Origin of the sequence: Nocardioides sp. NBC_00163 (genome assembly GCF_045206295.1) — a bacterium.
In the GTDB taxonomy this organism is placed as follows: domain Bacteria; phylum Actinomycetota; class Actinomycetes; order Propionibacteriales; family Nocardioidaceae; genus Nocardioides.
Genome location: NZ_CP108155.1, coordinates 1,204,089 through 1,222,348, shown reverse-complemented (window position 1 = coordinate 1,222,348; position 18,260 = coordinate 1,204,089). Strand labels below are relative to the sequence as shown.

Below are 18,260 nucleotides of genomic sequence, written 5' to 3'. Positions count from 1 at the left end.
AGTTCACCGGTTCGTGACCTTCGGAGCCCCCATCCGGACGCGCCAGGTAGCAGAATTACCAACCGTCCGTAACGCACACACTGGAGGATTCATGTCCGGGAAGAACCGCTCCGTGCTCACGATGATCAAGCTGCTCCTCGCAGGTCTCGTCGCCACCACCAGCCTGCTCGGTGGGAGCGTCGCGCTCGCTCCTGCCGCCCAGGCCGACTGGATCGAGAGCTGCACCCACAAGGGCTGCGCCGAGGCCCTCGACTCCAACGAGGTCTGGGCCTCGCTGGGCTACCCGTCCAACCGTGGCTGGCACGACTGGCCGCCGACCGGCACCTGCAACTTCTCCGGTGGCACCTACAACAACTACGAGGGCGAGCTGCCCTCGGGCCACTCCTACCTCGAGTTCGACGTGACCCCGCGCGAATGCGGTGCGCAGCGCCAGTCCTACCGGCTCGTGGTCGACACCACAACGGGTGACGTCTACTTCACTCCCGACCACTACAGCACCTTCTACTTCCTGGTCTGAGTGTTCCGGAAACGGGCCTCTGACCTGGGCAGACACGGCATCGCCGGCCCAGGTCGGAGGCCCGTTCGTACGCTTGGAGATCCCTGAGACCTCGCTGAGACGCCGCTGAGACGCCGCAAACACGGGTCCGAGGATCGCGAAGGGCGTGGGAGCCCGCCGTACTCTAGGGACGTTTGTGACCGCGGGAGGGGACATCTTGAGCTGGCAGGGCAATCCGCCTTACATACCCACGCCGACGCCGAAGAAGAAGCGTGGAAGGAAGGTCTTGAAGGCCTTCTTCATCGTGATTCTGGTGGGCGCGCTGATCGGCGCCCTGGGTGTGATCGTGGCCTACAACGCCATCCCGATCCCCAGCGCCAACGCCGCGTACGAGAAGGAGACCTCCTTCGTCTACTACCGCGGCGGCAAGGACGAGCTCGGGCGCTACATCGCCGACTCGCAGGACCGCGACTCGCTGCCCTATGACGAGATCCCGCAGTTGATGAAGGACGCCGCGGTCGCCGCGGAGGACCGTACGTTCTGGACCAACAGCGGCATCGACATCAAGGGCATCATGCGCGCGGTGGTCAACAACAACACCGGAGGCGCCCAGTCCGGCGCCTCGACGATCACCCAGCAGTACGTCAAGAACCTCTACCTCACCCAGGAGCGCACTTACACCCGCAAGGTGAAGGAAGCGGTCATCTCGCTGAAGATCAGCCGGCAGAAGTCCAAGGAGGACATCCTCGCTGGCTACCTCAACACCATCTACTTCGGCCGTGGCGCCTACGGCATCGAGGCGGCATCGAACGCCTACTTCGACAAGCCGGCCGCGGAGCTCACCCTCCAGGAGGCTGCCGCGCTCGCCGCGATCCTCAACGACCCCAACGACCTCGACCCGAGCAACGGCGAGGAGGCGGTCGCCGAGCTCGAGGGCCGCTACCGCTACGTCATCAACTCGATGGTCAAGATGGAGATGGTCGACGCCGCCGAGGGGGAGAAGGCCAAGGAGTCGCTGCCGAAGTTCAAGAAGCCGCGCTCCGACAGCCGCTACGGCGGGCAGAAGGGTCACGCGCTCAAGCTTGTCCGCGACGAGCTCCTCAAGCTCGAGGACGAGCAGGGCAACCCGCTGGTCACCGAGGACGAGATCAACGGCGGCGGGCTCCGCATCACCACCACGCTGACCAAGAAGACGATGCGGACTGCGGAGCAGGCGGTCAACGACGTACGTCCGGACGACAAGAAGGCGTACATCGAGGGCGATGTGAAGGACGAGCTCCACGTCGGTGCGGCGACGGTCGACGTCAAGACCGGCGCCCTGCGCGGCTTCTACGGTGGCCAGGACTACCTGGAGTCCCAGATCAACTGGGCCGCGAGCAGCGCCACGATGGCCGGGTCGACGATGAAGCCGTTCACCCTCGCCGCGGCGCTGAAGTCGGGCTACTCGCTCAAGGACACCTGGAACGGCAACTCGCCGATGGAGTTCCCCGGTGGTGTGAACGTACGCAACTCCGGCCAGAGCGCCGCCGACCCGAACGGCCACAGCTACGGCTCCAACGTCAGCAGCCTCCAGGCGATGGAAGACTCGATCAACACCGCCTTCGTCGAGATGTCCGACTCGCTGCCCAACGGCAGCAAGGACGTCTACGACATGGCCGTACGCTCCGGCATCCCGCGCGGCGACCGCAGCGACCCCGCCTACCCGGGCATCCCGATGAAGTCCGGCGGCGACATGCAGCCCGAGAACTTCCTGCTCACGCTGGGCAACTCGACGGTCAGCCCGATCAACATGGCCAACTCCTACGCCACGATCGCCAACGGCGGAGTGCACAACGACGTCTTTGTCGTCTCCAAGGTGGTCGACGCCGACGGCACCGTCATCTACGAGCACGACGACACCGAGGGCAGCAAGCGGGCGATGGACGAGGACGTCGCCGCCGACACCTCCTACTCGCTCCAGCAGGTCGTCTCCAGCGGCACCGGCCAGGCCGCCAGCGCGGTGGTACAGCCGGCCGCCGGCAAGACCGGCACCGCGACCAACGACAAGGACGAGGTCTCCTCGGCCTGGTTCGTCGGCTACACCCCGCAGCTCTCCACCGCTGTCGCCTACAGCCGCGGACAGGGCAGCGGCGCCCTCGACGGCTGGCTCGACACCTTCTTCGGCGCCGACTACCCGGCCGACACCTGGGTCGAGATCATGGGACAGCTGACCGACGAGCTCGACTACGAGGAGTTCCCGCCGCCGGCCGGGCTCGACGGTGACGCCCCGGAGTCCGGCCACGCGCCGTACGTCCCGCCGAGCCCGGATCCCGAGCCGACCGAGGAGCCGGAGCCGTCGAACACACCGCCGCCGTCCCAGGAGCCCACGCCGACGCCCACGCCGACACCCACCCCGACGCCGACCCCGACGCCTACTCCGACGCCGACCAAGACGCCCGGTCCTCCGGACCCCGACCCCGACGACCCCGAGACCGAGCCCGGCCCGCTCTGAGACGACTGAGCGGCGGGGATATGGGCGAACGGCAGTGGGATGGTGACAGGGTGCTGCTCGAGATCCGTGGCCACAACCTTCCGGGCCGGACCTGGGAACTCGAGGACGGCCCGTGCCACAACGTCCATGTCGGCATCCAGCGGGGAAAGCACCCGGTCGACCTGGTGCGCGGCGACAGTGAGAGCGCGGTCTGGAAGATCGAGATCGAGCTCCTCGATGTCGACGCGGGTCTCGACTTCCGCGGCGACGCGGTGCAGGGCAGACGCGGAGCCAGGTTCGTCTATCTGACTTGGGGTGACGTGGGCGGCGACGGGTTCACGATGTTCCGTCGCGCCAAATTTGATGCTCGACGACCTCGTCCCACTGGTGGCGTCTGGCCGGACCGGTCAGCACGTCATCGCCACCGTCGACCTCACCGATGAGTGCGGTGGCCCGCGATGCGCTCGACTGGCCGCACCGGCCCTCCAGCTCCGAAACAGATGACGTGTCAACGCTTGCTGGGGGACCTCAGTTCCCACGACCTTGCCCGACACGGTTAGATAGTGCCCGTGTCTGTGATCGCCCCCGTCGACGTCCACGATGACACCGCTCTGAAGGCTTGGTACGCCGTGGAGGCGGCATCGATGGCCTTCGATCGACCCTACGCGTCGCATCGCACCTTCGAGGCGCTCGCAAACTCCGTGCGCACCCCGCACGACCACGGCCGCCGCGTACTCCTCGCCGCGAAGGAGCAGGGCGAGACGATCGGCATCGCTGAGCTCGACCTCCCCGAGGAGGAGCGGAGCCACGTCGTCGAGCTGGGCATCCACGTCCTCCCCGTGCACCGCTGGCGCGGGGTCGGCACCGAGCTGTGGCGAGCCGCCGATGACGTACGCCGCACCAGCGGCCGCACCCTGACGACCGCCGAGGTGACCATCCCCCCGAAGTCGTCCCTGGCCTTCGCGCGGGCGCTCGGCTTCAAGTCCGTACGCCGCGAGGACCACCTCGCTGCCGACCTCCCGCTGCCCCACAAGCCCTTCAACGTGCTCGGCTACGAGCTCCTGATGTGGGAGGACCGGACCCCCGAGGACCTGCTCGCCCAGTTCGTCGGCCTGCGCAACCAGATGGGCAAGGAGATGCCGGGCAAGACCGAGCAAGACATGGTCGCCCACACCGCCGACCGCATCCGCTCGGCCGAGAAGAGCACCGCCCGCTCCTACGACCGCATCACCGCCGCCGCCCGCGAGATCCTCACCGGCGAGCTGGTCGGCTACTCGGTCATCTTCCTGGCCCACGGCAGCGACGAGGCCATCCAGGACGACACCTTCGTCAAGACCGCCCACCGCGGCCACAAGCTCGGCCTCGCCCTCAAGGTCGCCACCCTCGCCGCCGTCCAGCGCGACCACCCCGAACGCACCAGCATCCACACCTGGACCGACCCGTCGAACGACGTGATGCAGCGCATCAACAGGCAGTTCGGCTTCCGCAAGATCGAGCTCATGCACGAGGTCCAGCGCACCGATCGTTGGTAGCTGGGCCGCTTCTAGGCGCTGGGCCGGGAGGTGGCCAGCAAGCGCGGAATGCCGTAGCCCGATCCAACAGCGTGCTGTCCAGATCGATCATCAGAAGCGGCACTTGGCGAAGCCTAGTGACCAGGAATTGCTCAGCCGCTCGTGTCCGATCGTCGGTGAAAGAAAAATTCCTTTCACGGCAGGCGTCTGCGCGAGCGTAGGAGATCGCCCCGCCGGCAGTTGTGCGTGGTAGGCCGTGCGGGGCTCGAACCCGCGACCCAAGGATTATGAGTTCTCTCGCTGAGGCGCCCTGACCTGCATCTTCGGTTCTGGAGGCTTCGGCAGCGACGCCCGTCGTACGCAAGTCAGAGTTTCGTCTGTCATTTGGTGTCGCGAGATCGGGCACGAGCGCTTGGTGCGCTACAGGACGCGCAGGGGCTTGCCTGCGACCTTACGGCCCGACCCGAGGCCGAGGTGTGGACGAACGTGCGTCACTTTCAGTTCGCGGCAACTGTCCTCCACGACATCACGGGGGACGAACCACTGCACCCCTTGCTCGCCGTCGATGACCACCGGCAGATCAGACGATCCGACGACGTGAAGGTGAGCTAGGTACCAATGCATCGACTCGGGCGGCGCACCGACTGGCTCGAGCCACCATGAGGTGACCTGAGCGGATCCACGGCCCTTGTTCAGTGCCGACACGGTGAGCACTTTGGTCACTGGTCCGGCCGTTAGAAATCCGAGGCTGGCTTCGGCCACGAGCACAGCACCGGAACGGCTCCACATCACCCATTGAAGGATGAGGCCGACGATCGACAGAGCAAGTGCGGCGCCGGCTATGCAGGCGGTTACTACATCTGCTGTGTCCATGTCGCGTGTCCCAGCCTTCCCTAGCTTGGCCCCCGGTCGATTGACTCATGGTGTGGGCAACCAGGTGCCCGGTCGCGTTGCCTTTGGCGCGCGACCGGGCCTGGAGTAGGCCGTGCGGGACTTGAACCCGCGACTGGGCGATTATGAGTCGCCTGCTCTAACCCACTGAGCTAACGGCCCGAGCAGAGCCTAGCGGGCGCTTCGTCGGGTGTCGTCCTCGGCTCGACCACTGCTGACTTCGCTCCCGACCGCGGCCCTGGCCCGAAACGGGCGTTCTAGTGCGCAGGAGGATGCCGCCGCCCTAGGATCTGTATCTCACGCACTTGACGGAGACCACGGTGAGTAGCAACGAGAACTTCTTTGAGTCGCCGCAGGCGGCAGCGGTCTACAAGCACAAACTGATCAAGAGTTATATCCCTGCCTGGGTTGGCAAGGTGGGTTCAACATCTACGGACAAACGTGTGGTTGTGTACGACGCCTACTCGGGTCCCGGACGCTATGAGGACGACCAGCCTGGCTCGCCCGAGTTGCTCGTCGATACCGCCGAAGATATGGCAAAGCTCCGTGCCGTGTATTCGGTGTTCAGCGAGAAAGACGAGGAATACTGCGACCGGCTAGGTGCAATGCTGGACGAGAAGGGCATCGACGCTGAAACCTATGAAGTTCGGCGTGGTCCCGTGGAGGAGCACGTTGAAAGTGTGCTCGACTTGGCTGGTGATCTTCCGCTCTTCGTATTCCTGGATCCATACGGCTTGACCATCCCATTCGATCGTGTTGTCCACGTGCTTAAGTCGCGGGACAGGCCTACGTACTCGAGATTGCTTCAGCCCAAGACTGAGTTGTTAATGAACTTCTCGTACGAGGCCGTGCGGCGAATCTCAGGCGTCGTCCGGTCGGACAAGGAGTACCCAGCCAAGAAGGGCCAGATAGCGGCGCTCGACACTGCTCTCGGTGGGGATTGGTGGCAAGAACTTGCGCGCGAGCAGGTGGACGGATGGGTTGAGTTGGTTCTAGAGGGGTACGCGACCCGCATTGCCGAAGCAGTCGGGGCGTGTGGTTTCATCACAGCGGATGTCGCCGACTCTCTCAGCGCGCAGCCTGTTTATGAGCTCATTCTCTTCACCCGCCACATGGATGGCTTCTGGGAGATGGCTCGATCCATGTCAATGGCGCGCAAAGAATGGCGTCAGTGGTTGGTCGATGCTCGAGAGGAGGCGGCTGGCGGTCAAGCCGAACTTCGAGGACTGGATTTTGCCGACGATGAAGCCGCTTGGGTGGACGAGATCGCGGGTAACGTCGAGGCCATCCTGAGGGCCGAGACTGGATTCGTCATCGAGCAGAAACTTGCTGACGTGTTTGGGCGCACCCTCGGGCTTGCGCGTGAGACGCACATTCGGCAGGCCTTGAGAAAGACCAAAGATATGGATCTTATCGATGCTGTGCCAAAGGGAAGCCTCCAGCGAGCTTATATAGCTCGCAAGTGACCAGCGGTGGGAAACTCGTCCCAAGTGTGACCATCAAGTTCGCGGCCGCCGCTCTTCGCGCGGATTCCACCCCACTGCTTGAAAAAGAATGGCGTGCGCGCGGTCACACACTGATCGCGAATATCCCTAATCCAGTCGGGATCGACTGGTCGCGCATGAAATCCGCTCTCCCCGCCAGCGATGACCCAGTCGATGCCCTCCAGTGGGAGGTGAGGAAGAGAATCCAGTAGTGGCTCGCATGACAGAAAGCGGACTGCTGCAGGGACCGTGGCCAAGTCGCGGATGCGGTCGTATTGCTTCGCGGACTCGACACTTACGCCCATCCACACGTTGCTTGGCCAGTCGATCCTGTCAGCGATTCGTGCAAGTCGGTGAGCGCGCTTCGTCAGGACCTGGTAGGTGTGATGTGGCGTGTCAGCCATCACGCCGAAGACCTGCTTAATGAAATCGACCGGGATTCGAGCATGGAACAAATCGCTCATCGAGTTGACAAACACGACTCGGGGCCGCTTCCACGTGTATGGAATATTTAGAGCGTCGGGGTGAATCGTGACGCCGAAGCCCGGGCCGCTCGTTCGTGGGTCGCCGTCGCTCTGGTACTTGCTGTTGCCCATTGCCTTAAGCCGCTTGGAGAGGGTCAGCGCATAACAGTTGTCGCATCCGGCCGAGACTTGGTCGCACCCGGTCGTCGGGTTCCAAGTGGCCTCAGTCCATTCGATTGCACTCTTGTCGGCCATGGTCTTCACCCTATCGAATCGAACGTTTGTTCACCGGTTATTCGTCAGGCGCGTGCCTTCGTGTGACCCGCTCGCACGGTTGGAGTTCGACTCCCGCCGTGCGAGCGGACGCGGTGGAGCTCATCCTTCTATGCCGCCATCGTCGGTGAGGGCCTGCTCGATCCGCTTGCGTGCAGCGTCCTCCTGGCCGTCGACTGCGTGCGCATAGACGGTCAGCAGCACCTGCACGCTGTGCCCGGCCCACTTGGCTACCAACGGGGCGGGCGTGCCGGCGGCTAGCCAGGTGGAGACAGCAGCGTGTCGGAGGTCGTACGCCCGGCGAGCCAATGGTGAATTCTGTTCTTCCTCGGTGAATGCGGCCGCTCTGGCATTCTTCATGACGCGACCTACGGCAGAGAGAGGCACCGGGCGCGACAGCGACGCGGGGAGTGCATGACCCCACTTGCCTGCGCGAACGACGAAGAGTCGACCGTCCGGGCCCGTGCCGAACTTCTCCAGGTGACGACTAAGCAACTTGACCAGCGGGGGAGGGAGAGGTGTCGGGCGGACGGAGTTTCGAGCGCGGTGTTTCAGGCCGCGCTCTTCGCCGAGAGTTCCATCGTCGGTCCAGTCCCTCCCTGGGTCCTGATATGAACCGGCGAGACGAGCTTCGCCCCATCCTTCGGCCGGCAGGGTGAGATCAAGTTCGCTGAGATTGCGTACCTCGGCTGGTCGCATGGCGGCGTAGTAGATGCACCCGATGAAGGCTTCGAACTCCGGATCAGACGCGTGGACGGCCGCAAGGAGGCGCTTCGCCTGCCGATGGTTGACGACCACCCGGGCATCGAGCTCCTCGGCGGTGGGAGCGCGCTTCACCTTGACGCGCTGCAGCGGGTTGGACTCGAGGAAGCCGAGCTCAAGTGCGTAGCCGATCGCGCTCGAGAACGCGGCACGCTTCCGGTTCGCCGTCTTAGCGGCCGCGGGGCTGCCGTCGAGCTTCAGCGAGATTGCCTTCAATACTCGGCGAGTCGTAGCGGTGTCGTTGAGGTCCTCGACCGGTCGACTTCGCTTGGCGATCCATGCGATCACCTCGCGGTACTCCTCCGGTGGTTCAGGGTTCTTGACGCGGGCGAGTGAGTTGAACGCCCACGTCCTCAGCGCCTTTCGGAGCAGTGCGTCGTCGGGCGGTGTGTCGTCGCCCTTCACCATTGCGATCGTGATCGTCGTCAAGCCGTCGGCGGTGCTCTTGCGGGTGTTTGGCGAGAAGTCGGCCCATTTGACGTCCATGTGATCCATCGCGAAGGTCAGCCAGGTTGGACTCGTCGCCTTCGGCATCATGGACTGCGGCAGCCCGCTCTCGATGTCGAACGCCTCGCCCTTCCGGGCGGCTGAGATCAGGTCGGACCGGAACGACTCCGCGAGCCGTTTCGTGCTGAAGGTCCGAGGGATCGGAGCGTTCCTCCCGACGACCCAGCGGACGCGGTAAGTCGTGCCACGCTTGCCGGTGATGGTCTCGATGCTCCAGATGCGTACGTCGTAGCTCGTGCTCATGATGCTTCGTCCTCCAGGTTGGCCAGCCAGTTGTCGAGTTCGATGCGGCGTACGCGGATCTCGCCGCCGGGCAACTTGATGCAGCGCGGCCCGACGCCCTTCGCGCGCCAGTTGTAGAAGGTCGCCCGGGTGATCCCGAGCTCGTTGCAGAAGTCGCGCACCGTCAGGTGCGCTGCGGTGCTCTCGGAGCGGTGCCTAGACATGCGGTCGGTTCTCCTCTTGGCGGTGACGTGGTGCTGGACCAGTGGTGTTTAGGGCGAGGGCGGAACTTGACCCGGTGACCCGGAAACCCGGCAATTCGTGCTCTGAACTGGGGTTATTGGTGCCGGGTTTGTTGGGGCTGGGTTTGTGGTCAAACCCGGTGATCCGGTGATTCACCGGGTTTCCGGGTTTCACGTCGTTCTCCCGGTTTCGAAACCCGGTGGTAGAAATCCCAGGTCAGGGGAGGTTTCGCCGGGTTTCCGGGTTTCCGGGTTTGGATCGGGGATCTCGGTCTCGGCGGTCGGCTCGGGTGCGTGTTCGATCCAGTAGGCGCGGCAATTGGTGACAGGGTCGATCTCGGAGCGCAGGACGATGTCGCCGCGCCATCGGCCGACCTGTCCGGTGAGGCGCCGGCCGAGGGTCTTGACGGAGAGGGACTTGCCGCTGTTGGTGGTGGGGAAGGTGCCGTCCCAGCGGTCGCTCATCCCGACCTCTGGTTCAGCGCTTCTCCGCAGCTCGGCTGCGCCGACGTGGCGGGGTCCGTTGACGCGGTCCCACTGCAGGAGGAAGGCGCGCCATTCGGCGTGGTCGTCGTCGAGCTCGCGGGCGTCGTTGAGGTTGGCGAGGAAGCCGTGGATCTCGTGGTGCTTGAGGAATCCGCCGAGGGCTTGGGCCCAGGTGGTGAACTGCCGCATCGCGGGGATGTCGTACGCGCGCGGAGCTCCGGCACGGGTCCAGTCGAGGATCAGGATGAGCAGGTGCCGCAGGACGGTGGCTTGGTTGGCGGGGTCGAGGATCCAGGTGTCGAGGTTCGGGATGGAGAATCCGGTGCGCTCCTCGGGGTGCGGGCAGTCGGGGTCGAGGCGTACCCACACGGAGCGTGAGGCCATGTCGCCGCCGGTGCGGAGGTTGTTTCCGGTGGCCAGCCAGAGACGGTCGTTGGCGTATGCAGCGGCGGAGTTGGTGCCGAGCTTGCGGTCGGCCCACATGTGCTCGGTGACCAGGCGGGCGAGTACGGCGGAGTCGATGACGCAGCCTTCGACGAGGTTGTCGAACACGATCACGCCGGCAGGGTCGCCGAGCACGGTGGTGATCGACTTGCGCAGCTCCTCCTCGGAGTCGGTCCAGGTGAGCACACGCTGCCCGACCAGCAGACCGACACAGGAGGTGAGGATGGTCTTGCCGGATCCGGGCATGGTCGCGTCGACGACACCGAACGGCGAGAGCGCGCGCGTCATTGGGCGCAGGATCGGCGTGGCGAGGATGGCGACGTAGTTCGCTCGATCGGCCGGGCTGACCCACGGGAAGTCACGCAGGAAGCGTTTGAGGAGGAACTCGCGGGCTTCGGCGACCTCGGCCGCGGTGGGCTCGGTGGGGATCTCGCCGTACTCGATCCGTCCAGCCAGGTAATAGCCCGTGGCGGCGTCGTAACCAGGCGTCTGAAGCAAGGTCCCGTCCGGGCGCAGAACGGGTGTGGAGATGACCTTGTGCAGCGGCGCGAGGCCGGGCCAGTCCTTCTTGGCGAGCACGGCGTCGAGGACGGCTTTCGAGGGCATGACCTCCTCTTCGTAGGTGTCGTTGGTGTCCTTGATCTTGCGTACCCGGAACGCTTCGACCTGCTCGGCGATCAGCCCTGCGAGGCGCGCTGGGCGCAGCTCGAACGGGCGGACCGGCAGCGGCACGTCCTCGTTGCCCGCGACGATGTCGGCGGTGCCGGAGATGCGCTCGAGAACGACTGGCGAGCCGTCGTGGACATAGGTGCCGTCGAGGATGCCCTGGTCTAGTGCCTTGGTCAGTACACGGATGGTCTCCGGGTTGAGACCGAGCTTGAGCCGTCGTCGACCGTCGTCGGAGAGCGGCCAGAGGCCGGTGCGGTGGTGCTCGTCGGTCGGGTCGTAGGTGACGGGCTTTTTCATGCTGGTCTCCTCCGAGTCGGATACGGGCTGGTCTGGTTGGTGGCTGACTGTGGTCATACGAGGGCCTCGACGACCGCGGCGATGAGGTCGCGAGCGGCAGGTGGGGTGACGGCGTTTCCGGCGAGCTTGACCCGCTCGCGGCGGGTGCCGGACCACTGGTAGTCATCGGGGAATGCCATCCCCGCGGCGACCTCGTGGGGTTCGAGCATCCGGAATAGGCAGTCGTCGACCTGGGCCTCAGCGGCGGTGATGTCACCGGGTGTGAGGACTGACATTTGGGCGGTGGTGGTCAGGGTCCGCATGTACTCGTCCCCGGGAGTCGTCATCCGGTGCTCGGCTCCGCCGTTCGTGCCGAAGTGCCGCGTGATCAGGGCGTGCCGGTCTCGGGTCGTGACCGTGCCGAGCGGGTCGGCGGCAGGCTTCGCGGTGTGGCTGGTGCCGTAATAGGGCATCACCAACCCGTGATGGTTCCCCGAGGCCGTGAACGTCGCGGCCGGGTCGGCCACCGGGCGGGCGGTGGACCCGCCGCCACGCAGTTCAGCGATGAACGGCTCAGGCGTAACAGCGGCCGCGGTGACCAGGGCCGTGGTCTCGCGGGTGGTCATCGTCCGGTACGCCTCCGAAGCCGGTCGGGCGTCGTCGTTCCAGGTCCCTCCGGCCGGGACGCACAGCGCGTCGAGATGACGCGAGGTCTGGGTGCGGAGGGTCTGCCCGGTGGTGCGAGTCCGGTCGCCGGCGCGGCCTTCGAGGGGCACCACGAGCGCCTTGGTCTCCTGGGTGTGGAGGGTGCGCAGCGTGTCGTACATCGACCAGGCGCGGTAGTAGCCGTTGGGGCTGCCGTGGGCAGGGTGTTTCGGGTCGGCGGCGTCGTACTGGTTGCCGCCATGTTCGAGGTGGAACGGCGACCAGTACCGCGCGATCCCGGCCGCGATCCGGCGACGGGTCTTCTCCGCGAGCGGCTTGGTACGTTCCCCGATCCGGCTGCCCTGGATGGTCCAGTCGATCGCGGCCGCCGCGGGCAGGTAGCCGGGCTCCACGGTCGTCCCGCAGGCGTTGTGGACGTAGACGTATTGGGAGCGGTACTTGCCCACGGTGCGGCCGTTCTTCCACGCCTGGCGGGACTCGACGACCTGGTCGCACTTCGGGCACCAGGCCAGCGGCCGCAGCACCTTGTCGATGTTGGGCGCGCGGGTGCCTTTGAGCCAGCACACGATGTAGAGCCGGTCGCGCGATTGGGGTGCGGGGTCGCCGTGGGCCTGGGCGTGCATCGAGTTGAGGGAGACGATGCGGAAGTCGTAGCCGAGGTTGCGCAGGCCCTTTCGCCACAGGGTCCAGGCTTCGGCGTAGCGGGGGTTGGTGGCGATGTCGACGACGTTCTCGATGATCATCGCGGTATAGCGGTGGTGCTCGGCGAACCGGAGCACATCGAACATCAGCAGCCGGGAACGCTGAACGATCGCCTTCTCCGGATCCTCATCGACCAGCTCGGGGTCGAGCAGGTCGAGCAGGTCGGCCTCCATCGAGATCTTGGCGTACTTGCTGCCCGATGCCTGCGACCACTTGGTGCACTCCGGCGATGCCCACAGGATGTCGGTGCGGGGGAAGTAGCGGGGGTCCTCTTGGTGGAGGTCGACACAGGCGTGGTCGGCGTCGGGGTGGTTGGTGTTGTGGACCTCGACCGCGAGCGGGAGGTGGTTGGCGGCCATCCGGATCTCGACGCCGGGCACGGACGCGCCGCCGGTCGATGAACCTCCGCCTCCGCAGAACAGATCGGTCATGGTGGGCATCAGGCGGCCTTCCTCGAGTTGGGGGTGCGGGGGTTGGCGGCTCCGGCGTGGAACCCGGAGCGGATCGTGGAGTCGATCTCGCGGGGGTTGCAGTCGCAACCGGGGCCCATGAGCGAGTGCGCGGCGGTGGTGAGGGCGTCGTAGGCGGTGTGCTCGTCGAGCACGCCTCCGGCGATGAGCTGACCGAGGGACTTGGCCGAGACGAACAGCCGGATGTTGTGCTGTTTGGCTGGGGCGCTGGCGACGTTGGCGGCTTCCTGGGTGACGGCGCTCTTGACGTAGGCGGGCAGCCGGTCGGTTGAGGCCGGGATCCTGGTCGGCCCGGCCGGGGTGGGGCGGTGCTGGCGGCCGAGGAGGTCGAGCAGGAACAGCGGGAGCGGGGCCGGCGGCCGGTCCTCGACGATCGCGTAGCAGCTCGTATCGGTGCTGGTCGCGATGATCGTCGGCGGGGCGACGACGTAGCCACCGTGGGCGCGGGTATCGATGAGCCAGCCGATCGTTCCGGCGGTGTTTCCGAATCGGGCACCCTCGGGTGCTTGGTAGTAGAGGTGGGTGCCGCCGGAGGGCGTACGCACTGTGTAGGTGGGTGTGATGGTGCCGCCTCGGGCGCCGGCGATGTGGTCGAGTACCTCGGCGCCGGTGGTGATCCCGAACCGGTTCCACGGCTCCGGGATCTCGGTGCCGGGTTTGTGGGTGTCCAGGTCGACCACGAGCAGCCCGGAGGGACCGCAGGCGATCGCGAGGCCGTAGGTCGGGGCGTCGTCGGCCCAGGCGCGTCGGATTCGGTCGGTGTCGGTGGTGGCGCGGGCGTCCCAGCCGGTGTGTCCGTCTCGGCATCGGGGGTCGGTGCCATTGCAAGTGTCGGCACTGTGGTTGGGTCGTGCGGGGCGCTTGGTGTTCGGCAGGAGCGGGAAGACGTGCCAGCCACGGGCAGCGGCGGCCAGGGCTCCGGCGAGCATCGGGCGGGTCTGGGGTGCGGCGTACATCAGGCGGCCTTCCTCTCGTGGCGGGTGCGGCGGGCTTGGGAAGCGTTCTTGGTCGCGCGGCGGGCTTTCTGTCGGCACAGGTCGCCGCAGTAGATGGCGTGGGGTGTCGGACGCGTGAACTCCTTCTCGCAGCCCGGGCAGATGCGGCGGGCCGGCGCTGGGGTCCGGGCAGCGCGCTTGAGGTTCGTGCGCTCGCGCTCGGTCATGCCTCCCCACACGCCCATGACGGTGCCGAGGGACAGCGCGAGGGCGAGGCAGTCGCTCCGGACGTCACAGGCGGCGCAGACCTTCTTCGCGGCCGCGGGGCTGCCACCGGGCTCGGGGAAGAAGACCTCGGGGTCGGTCTGCGGGCACAACGCGCCCGGGAGGTCACCGGGGTGCGTGGCGGGGGTGTCAGGCGACGTCATCGCGGTTGGCCTCCTTGGTCCAGCGGTAGACGGTCCGCTCGGTGACGCCGAGGAGCTCGGCGACCTCGGGCACGCTCATGACTCGGCGCAGTTCGACGGCGGCGCAGGCGGGGTGGACGTGGTTGCCGTCTTCCTCGCCCAGGTCGGTGTCGCAGATGGCGCACAGTCCGGTGTCGGCGTCGTCCTCGACGGTCTCGATGTTGTGGGTGTCAGGGATGACGGTCAGGGCCGGTGTGGCACTGACATCCGGGGTGACATCCGGGGCTACAGCGTCGCCCGGGGCGGTGATCGCGTGAGACTCGTTGTCAGGGTCGGTGTCAGCCTCGATGTCAGCCCCGTTGTCACGGGAGGTGTCAGGGTCGGTGACCGGCTGACCGCCGAGGAGCTCGCGGTAGGCGACCGCGCCGGCGGCGTGCTTCTCGGCCGAGGCGGTGAGGCGCTTGGCGGCCTTGTTCTCGGCTCGCTCCACGGTCACCTTGATCTCGGCCAGCGCGTGGGTGCGTGCGGCGAGGCGGGCGGATTCGCCGTAGCCGGTGATGGTCTCCATGTGGGCGGCGTGGCGGGCCTCGATGACGGCTAAGGCGCGCTGGTCGCGGATCTCGGCGGTACGGGCTCGGATGATCGCGGCGGTCTCGGCCGAGACGGTGACCTGGTCGCGGATCCCGTCAGCGACCAGCAGCAGCGCAGCCAGGGCCGGGATAGCAGACCAGGGGCCCATGTGTCCGACAGCGGCCAGGAGGACCGTGGAGACGGCTACAGCAGCCGCGGTGGCCGCTCCGAACCCGTAGGCGGCGGCCCGCTGGCCGGACTTGTAGGCGGCGATGGTCGTGTGCCCCAGCGCTGCCCAGACCACGTCAGCGGCAAGGGCGACCGCGACACCGACAGCGGGTGCGGCGGCACCGGCGGCGGGGATCATCGCGGCGACCTGCGGGGCGATGGTCACGGCGACCTGGACGAACCCGACGCCGGTCATGCCGAAGCCGACGAGTGCCAGTCCAGACGGGCGGGCGGTTGGGCGGGTGGTTGTGGTTGACGCGTGGTCGTGGGGGCGGTTCTCGGCGTAGCGAGTGTGGGTGCTCATGAGGATGGATTCCTGTTCTGATCAGGTGTTTTAGGCATGGGTCGGGTAGGGACCTGAGCCAATCGGCGGCCCAGAGCCAAGCGAGGAGGCGGGTTACCAGCCGGGCTTGTGCGGTTTGCTGTCGCGCGACGGGAGGACGGTGGTGGTTGCCTCGGCGTGGATGTCGCGGGCGAGGTAGTAGAGGCGGCGGCCGGCGCGGAGATGGGTGCCGACGCCACGGCAGCGGCGACACGGCCGGAGCTTGGTGCGCCCGAAGGTGTTCGTGCGGGTGCGGTGGCCGGTTCCCTCGCAGCGGCGGCAGCGGGTGAACGGGCTGGTCGAGCAGATCGCGGCGTAGATCCCAGCGGCAGCGAGGGCGACCAGGACGGTCGCGGTAGCGAGCGTGAGCGGTGTCATCGGTTCTGTCTCCTGGAGGGTTTCCGGCGGGTGCGGCTCAGGGGTCGCTACCGCTACTTTCGAACATGTGTGCTGGTCAGGGCGGGGTTTGGTGGTAGCGGGGTGGGTAGCGGGGCCGCTACCCGTAGCGGGGGCGTTACCTCCCGCGTTACCTCGGCTTCGGGCTAGTCCTCACCTCCCTCAGCGCCCGGCTGGCCGGTCGCGGGCTGGGCGGTCTCGTCGCGGACGGTGCGGAGCTTGACCAGGTCGGTGCGGCGGTAGCCTCGGCGGACCTCGCCGGTGATCTTGACGTTGACGGAGGCGAGTCCGGCGGTGCGTGCCATGTCCGAGAGCGCAGCAGCGGTCAGGTGCGGATAGGCCTCGGGCCAGGTGTCAGCCAGGGCGGTGGCGGCGGTGTCCCAGTGCTGGCCGTTGGAGGCGGCGACCTCGGTCAGGTCGGCGAGCAGGTCACGGGCCGGGGCGGTCTCGATCGGAGCACCCACGACCTTCCCGCCACGCAGCGACGCGGATCGGGCGACCATCCCTGCCCAGGTCTCCTCATCGGGGAACTGGGAGCGGACCGCGACGGGTGCGGCGCCACCGGTCATGCAGCCCCAGCCGGCGTCGAAGACGGGCCGGTAGACGGTGCCGGTCAGGCCACGCTTGTAGGCACCGGTGCCGAGGATCATGTCGTTCTCGACCTGACCAGCGACCGAGAGGCACCAGCGGTTGGTGACACAGCGGGTGATGCCCGGCGGCAGGGAGGACTTGTCGGGGATCTGGGTGGCGAGGATGACGCAGATCCCCAAAGCGCGCAGGCGCTTGATCGCACGCTCGAAGTCGCCAGCAGCATCGGGTGAGTAGAGGAACAGCTCGTGTGCCTCGTCGATCAGCACACAGACGGGGTGGAGGCCGGAGCCGGGCTTGGCAGCCAGCTCGGGGGTGACCTTGCCCTGCGGGGCCTCACCACGGCGACGAGCAGCCAGGATCCGCTTACCGCGCTTCTCGGCCTCGGCGACCAGCCACCGGCCGATCTCGACACCCTTGTCGAGGGCTTCCTCATCGACACCACAGACATAGGTGGAGCACTGGTCCTCAAGGTCGAGGAAGTCACCGGTTCCCTTGAACTCGGCGATCTTGAGCTCGCAGGTCGGGTCGAGCATCGCGATACCGAGCAGGGCACGGGCGGCGTAGGACTTACCGGAGCCGGGCTGGCCACCGATCAGGTAGGAGCGCTGGAACAGGGTGGTGGTGACGGGTCGGCCGCGCTCGTCGGTGCCGAACTCGGCCTCCTCGAAGAACGACGCCGACGCGGTGTCGCCGGCCAGGGACCAGGTGGGCTGGCCGGTCTTGGATGCGGGGTGGTAGCCGACCCACAGGTCGAGCTGGCCGGGGTGGTCCGGGCCGGCAGCAGGCCAGACCTGGTCGACCGGGAGCCGCAGCGCAGCCGCCAGCGCGTCGCGCTTCTCCAGCACCTTCACCGCGGTGACACCCTCAGGCAGGTTGACCCGGGCCAGCCAACCCGGGCCGTCGCGGTGGATGCCCGGGTGGCAGAACTCGACCTGCTCCGGGCCGGTGATCCCGCGCACGGCGAGGGCGACCAGGGCGTTACGGACCAGATCGCCGGTCAGCTTGGTGAACTTCCGACCAGAGGCCACACGGCCCAGGATCGGCTTGTCAGCCGGACGGCCCAGGCGGGCGAACAGCAGCACCAGGCCGACCAGGACACCAGCAAGGACGGGGCCGGCCAGCAGGCCGGTGGTGAGCAGGATTGTGACCAGGATCAGCAGCGCGGCCGACGCGATGGACAGGGCCCACATGCGGCCGCGTGCCTCCCGGGCGCGGACCTTGTTGAGGGCCTGCCAGGTGTAGGCGTCGTTCGAGGCGGCGGCCTGCTGGCGCAGCTCGTAGTTGCCCTCCTCGGCGCGCACCCAGCGGGTGACCTTGCCGGTCACCCGACCGACGCCGACCAGCGAGTAGCCCAGCGTCTTGGTGGCGTACAGCGGGGTGCGTACGGCGTGGAAGGCGGTGTAGTAGCGGGCGGTCGAGACGCCCTGAACGACCGCGGCCTTGCGGGCCTCGGCAGAACGCAGCCACGGCGGGATCACCGGGGCACGATCACCGGCTGCCCGGTCGGGTGCGGACCAGGTCATCGACGACGGAAGGTCGTCCGGCTCGCCGGACTCGACCAACTCGGTCGACTCGTCATCATCGGTGACCGGCGCGGTGTGGTCGAGGTGGTCGACGACCGCGACGACGGTGCCGTCGACCACCTCGACCCGCTCGGCGTCGGTGCCCCGGTCGAACGGGATCACCTCCCCGAACTCGCCGGTGTCATCAGCACGGGCGGCGAGGCCGATCTCGTTGCTCTGGTGCTCAGTCACTGTTCGGTTCCTTCCTAGGTCC

At 66.9% G+C, this 18,260-nt stretch carries 16 protein-coding genes, 1 tRNA gene and 1 pseudogene; 6 read left to right on the top strand and 12 right to left on the bottom strand.

Annotated elements, in window-relative coordinates; genetic code table 11:
• The first annotated feature begins 91 nt into the window (after positions 1-91).
• From OG801_RS05865 to OG801_RS05845, 5 genes are all read left to right on the top strand, one after another.
• On the top strand, positions 92-517 hold the full coding sequence (locus OG801_RS05865; RefSeq protein ID WP_160028510.1) for a ribonuclease domain-containing protein: 426 nt from the start codon (positions 92-94) through the stop codon (positions 515-517).
• 265 nt (positions 518-782) lie between these two features.
• Positions 783-2,987 (top strand): transglycosylase domain-containing protein, encoded by a 2,205-nt coding sequence (locus OG801_RS05860; protein WP_406034412.1) that lies wholly within the window; start codon positions 783-785, stop codon positions 2,985-2,987.
• A gap of 50 nt (positions 2,988-3,037) precedes the next feature.
• On the top strand, positions 3,038-3,409 hold the full coding sequence (locus OG801_RS05855; protein WP_406034410.1) for a DUF5990 family protein: 372 nt from the start codon (positions 3,038-3,040) through the stop codon (positions 3,407-3,409).
• Entirely contained in the window at positions 3,354-3,470 is a 117-nt protein-coding gene (locus OG801_RS05850) for a hypothetical protein (protein WP_406034408.1), read from the top strand. The genes OG801_RS05855 and OG801_RS05850 overlap by 56 nt, the downstream gene beginning before the upstream one ends.
• Positions 3,471-3,535: 65 nt before the next feature.
• Complete coding sequence (locus tag OG801_RS05845; protein WP_355021781.1) at positions 3,536-4,498, top strand: GNAT family N-acetyltransferase; 963 nt, start codon at positions 3,536-3,538, stop codon at positions 4,496-4,498.
• A gap of 399 nt (positions 4,499-4,897) precedes the next feature.
• Here OG801_RS05845 and OG801_RS05840 read toward each other — a convergent pair whose 3' ends face one another.
• Both OG801_RS05840 and OG801_RS05835 read right to left on the bottom strand, forming a co-directional pair.
• A complete protein-coding gene (locus OG801_RS05840; protein ID WP_406034406.1) occupies positions 4,898-5,350 on the bottom strand; it encodes a hypothetical protein in 453 nt (150 codons plus the stop codon).
• A 106-nt stretch (positions 5,351-5,456) separates the two neighbouring features.
• Positions 5,457-5,530: transfer RNA gene (locus OG801_RS05835), tRNA-Ile, on the bottom strand.
• Positions 5,531-5,688: 158 nt separating this feature from the next.
• On the opposite strand from OG801_RS05835, the gene tcmP reads away from it, so the two are divergent.
• Positions 5,689-6,834 (top strand): three-Cys-motif partner protein TcmP, encoded by a 1,146-nt coding sequence (gene tcmP / locus OG801_RS05830; RefSeq protein ID WP_406034404.1) that lies wholly within the window; start codon positions 5,689-5,691, stop codon positions 6,832-6,834.
• Here tcmP and OG801_RS05825 read toward each other — a convergent pair.
• The 10 genes and pseudogenes from OG801_RS05825 to OG801_RS05780 all read right to left on the bottom strand — a co-directional run bounded on the left by OG801_RS05825 (position 6,816) and on the right by OG801_RS05780 (position 18,238).
• Positions 6,816-7,571 (bottom strand): DUF5131 family protein, encoded by a 756-nt coding sequence (locus tag OG801_RS05825; RefSeq protein ID WP_406034402.1) that lies wholly within the window; start codon positions 7,569-7,571, stop codon positions 6,816-6,818. The genes tcmP and OG801_RS05825 overlap by 19 nt on opposite strands.
• 120 nt (positions 7,572-7,691) lie before the next feature.
• Positions 7,692-9,101 carry a tyrosine-type recombinase/integrase gene (locus OG801_RS05820; protein WP_406034400.1) on the bottom strand — a complete coding sequence of 470 codons (1,410 nt, stop codon included), beginning with the start codon at positions 9,099-9,101 and terminating at the stop codon, positions 7,692-7,694.
• The gene (locus OG801_RS05815) at positions 9,098-9,304 is read right to left on the bottom strand and encodes a helix-turn-helix transcriptional regulator (protein WP_406034398.1); all 207 of its coding nucleotides are present in this window, start codon (positions 9,302-9,304) and stop codon (positions 9,098-9,100) included. Before OG801_RS05815 ends, OG801_RS05820 begins: the two co-directional genes overlap by 4 nt.
• Positions 9,305-9,493: 189 nt before the next feature.
• On the bottom strand, positions 9,494-11,218 hold the full coding sequence (locus OG801_RS05810) for a hypothetical protein (RefSeq protein WP_406034396.1): 1,725 nt from the start codon (positions 11,216-11,218) through the stop codon (positions 9,494-9,496).
• 53 nt (positions 11,219-11,271) lie between these two features.
• Positions 11,272-13,005, bottom strand: a complete 1,734-nt coding sequence (locus OG801_RS05805) for a DNA cytosine methyltransferase (protein WP_406034395.1) — start codon at positions 13,003-13,005, stop codon at positions 11,272-11,274.
• Entirely contained in the window at positions 13,005-13,991 is a 987-nt protein-coding gene (locus tag OG801_RS05800) for a bifunctional DNA primase/polymerase (RefSeq protein ID WP_406034393.1), read from the bottom strand. The genes OG801_RS05805 and OG801_RS05800 overlap by 1 nt, the downstream gene beginning before the upstream one ends.
• A gap of 167 nt (positions 13,992-14,158) precedes the next feature.
• Positions 14,159-14,398, bottom strand: a pseudogene (locus OG801_RS05795) (WhiB family transcriptional regulator); the annotation flags it as partial.
• Complete coding sequence (locus OG801_RS05790) at positions 14,385-15,479, bottom strand: helix-turn-helix domain-containing protein (protein ID WP_406034391.1); 1,095 nt, start codon at positions 15,477-15,479, stop codon at positions 14,385-14,387. The gene OG801_RS05790 and the pseudogene OG801_RS05795, both read right to left, overlap by 14 nt.
• A 93-nt stretch (positions 15,480-15,572) precedes the next feature.
• The gene (locus tag OG801_RS05785) at positions 15,573-15,875 is read right to left on the bottom strand and encodes a hypothetical protein (RefSeq protein ID WP_406034389.1); all 303 of its coding nucleotides are present in this window, start codon (positions 15,873-15,875) and stop codon (positions 15,573-15,575) included.
• A 164-nt stretch (positions 15,876-16,039) separates the two neighbouring features.
• Positions 16,040-18,238 (bottom strand): hypothetical protein, encoded by a 2,199-nt coding sequence (locus OG801_RS05780; RefSeq protein WP_406034387.1) that lies wholly within the window; start codon positions 18,236-18,238, stop codon positions 16,040-16,042.
• Positions 18,239-18,260: the final 22 nt, after the last annotated feature.

What these genes read in the sequence shown, in the direction of transcription:
- OG801_RS05865 (WP_160028510.1), top strand. Translation starts at nt 92, where the DNA reads ATGTCCGGGAAGAACCGCTCCGTGCTCACGATGATCAAGCTGCTCCTC.
- OG801_RS05840 (WP_406034406.1), bottom strand. Translation starts at nt 5,350, where the DNA reads ATGGACACAGCAGATGTAGTAACCGCCTGCATAGCCGGCGCCGCACTT.
- OG801_RS05825 (WP_406034402.1), bottom strand. Translation starts at nt 7,571, where the DNA reads ATGGCCGACAAGAGTGCAATCGAATGGACTGAGGCCACTTGGAACCCG.
- OG801_RS05820 (WP_406034400.1), bottom strand. Translation starts at nt 9,101, where the DNA reads ATGAGCACGAGCTACGACGTACGCATCTGGAGCATCGAGACCATCACC.
- OG801_RS05815 (WP_406034398.1), bottom strand. Translation starts at nt 9,304, where the DNA reads ATGTCTAGGCACCGCTCCGAGAGCACCGCAGCGCACCTGACGGTGCGC.
- OG801_RS05810 (WP_406034396.1), bottom strand. Translation starts at nt 11,218, where the DNA reads ATGAAAAAGCCCGTCACCTACGACCCGACCGACGAGCACCACCGCACC.
- OG801_RS05805 (WP_406034395.1), bottom strand. Translation starts at nt 13,005, where the DNA reads ATGCCCACCATGACCGATCTGTTCTGCGGAGGCGGAGGTTCATCGACC.
- OG801_RS05800 (WP_406034393.1), bottom strand. Translation starts at nt 13,991, where the DNA reads ATGTACGCCGCACCCCAGACCCGCCCGATGCTCGCCGGAGCCCTGGCC.
- OG801_RS05790 (WP_406034391.1), bottom strand. Translation starts at nt 15,479, where the DNA reads ATGAGCACCCACACTCGCTACGCCGAGAACCGCCCCCACGACCACGCG.
- OG801_RS05785 (WP_406034389.1), bottom strand. Translation starts at nt 15,875, where the DNA reads ATGACACCGCTCACGCTCGCTACCGCGACCGTCCTGGTCGCCCTCGCT.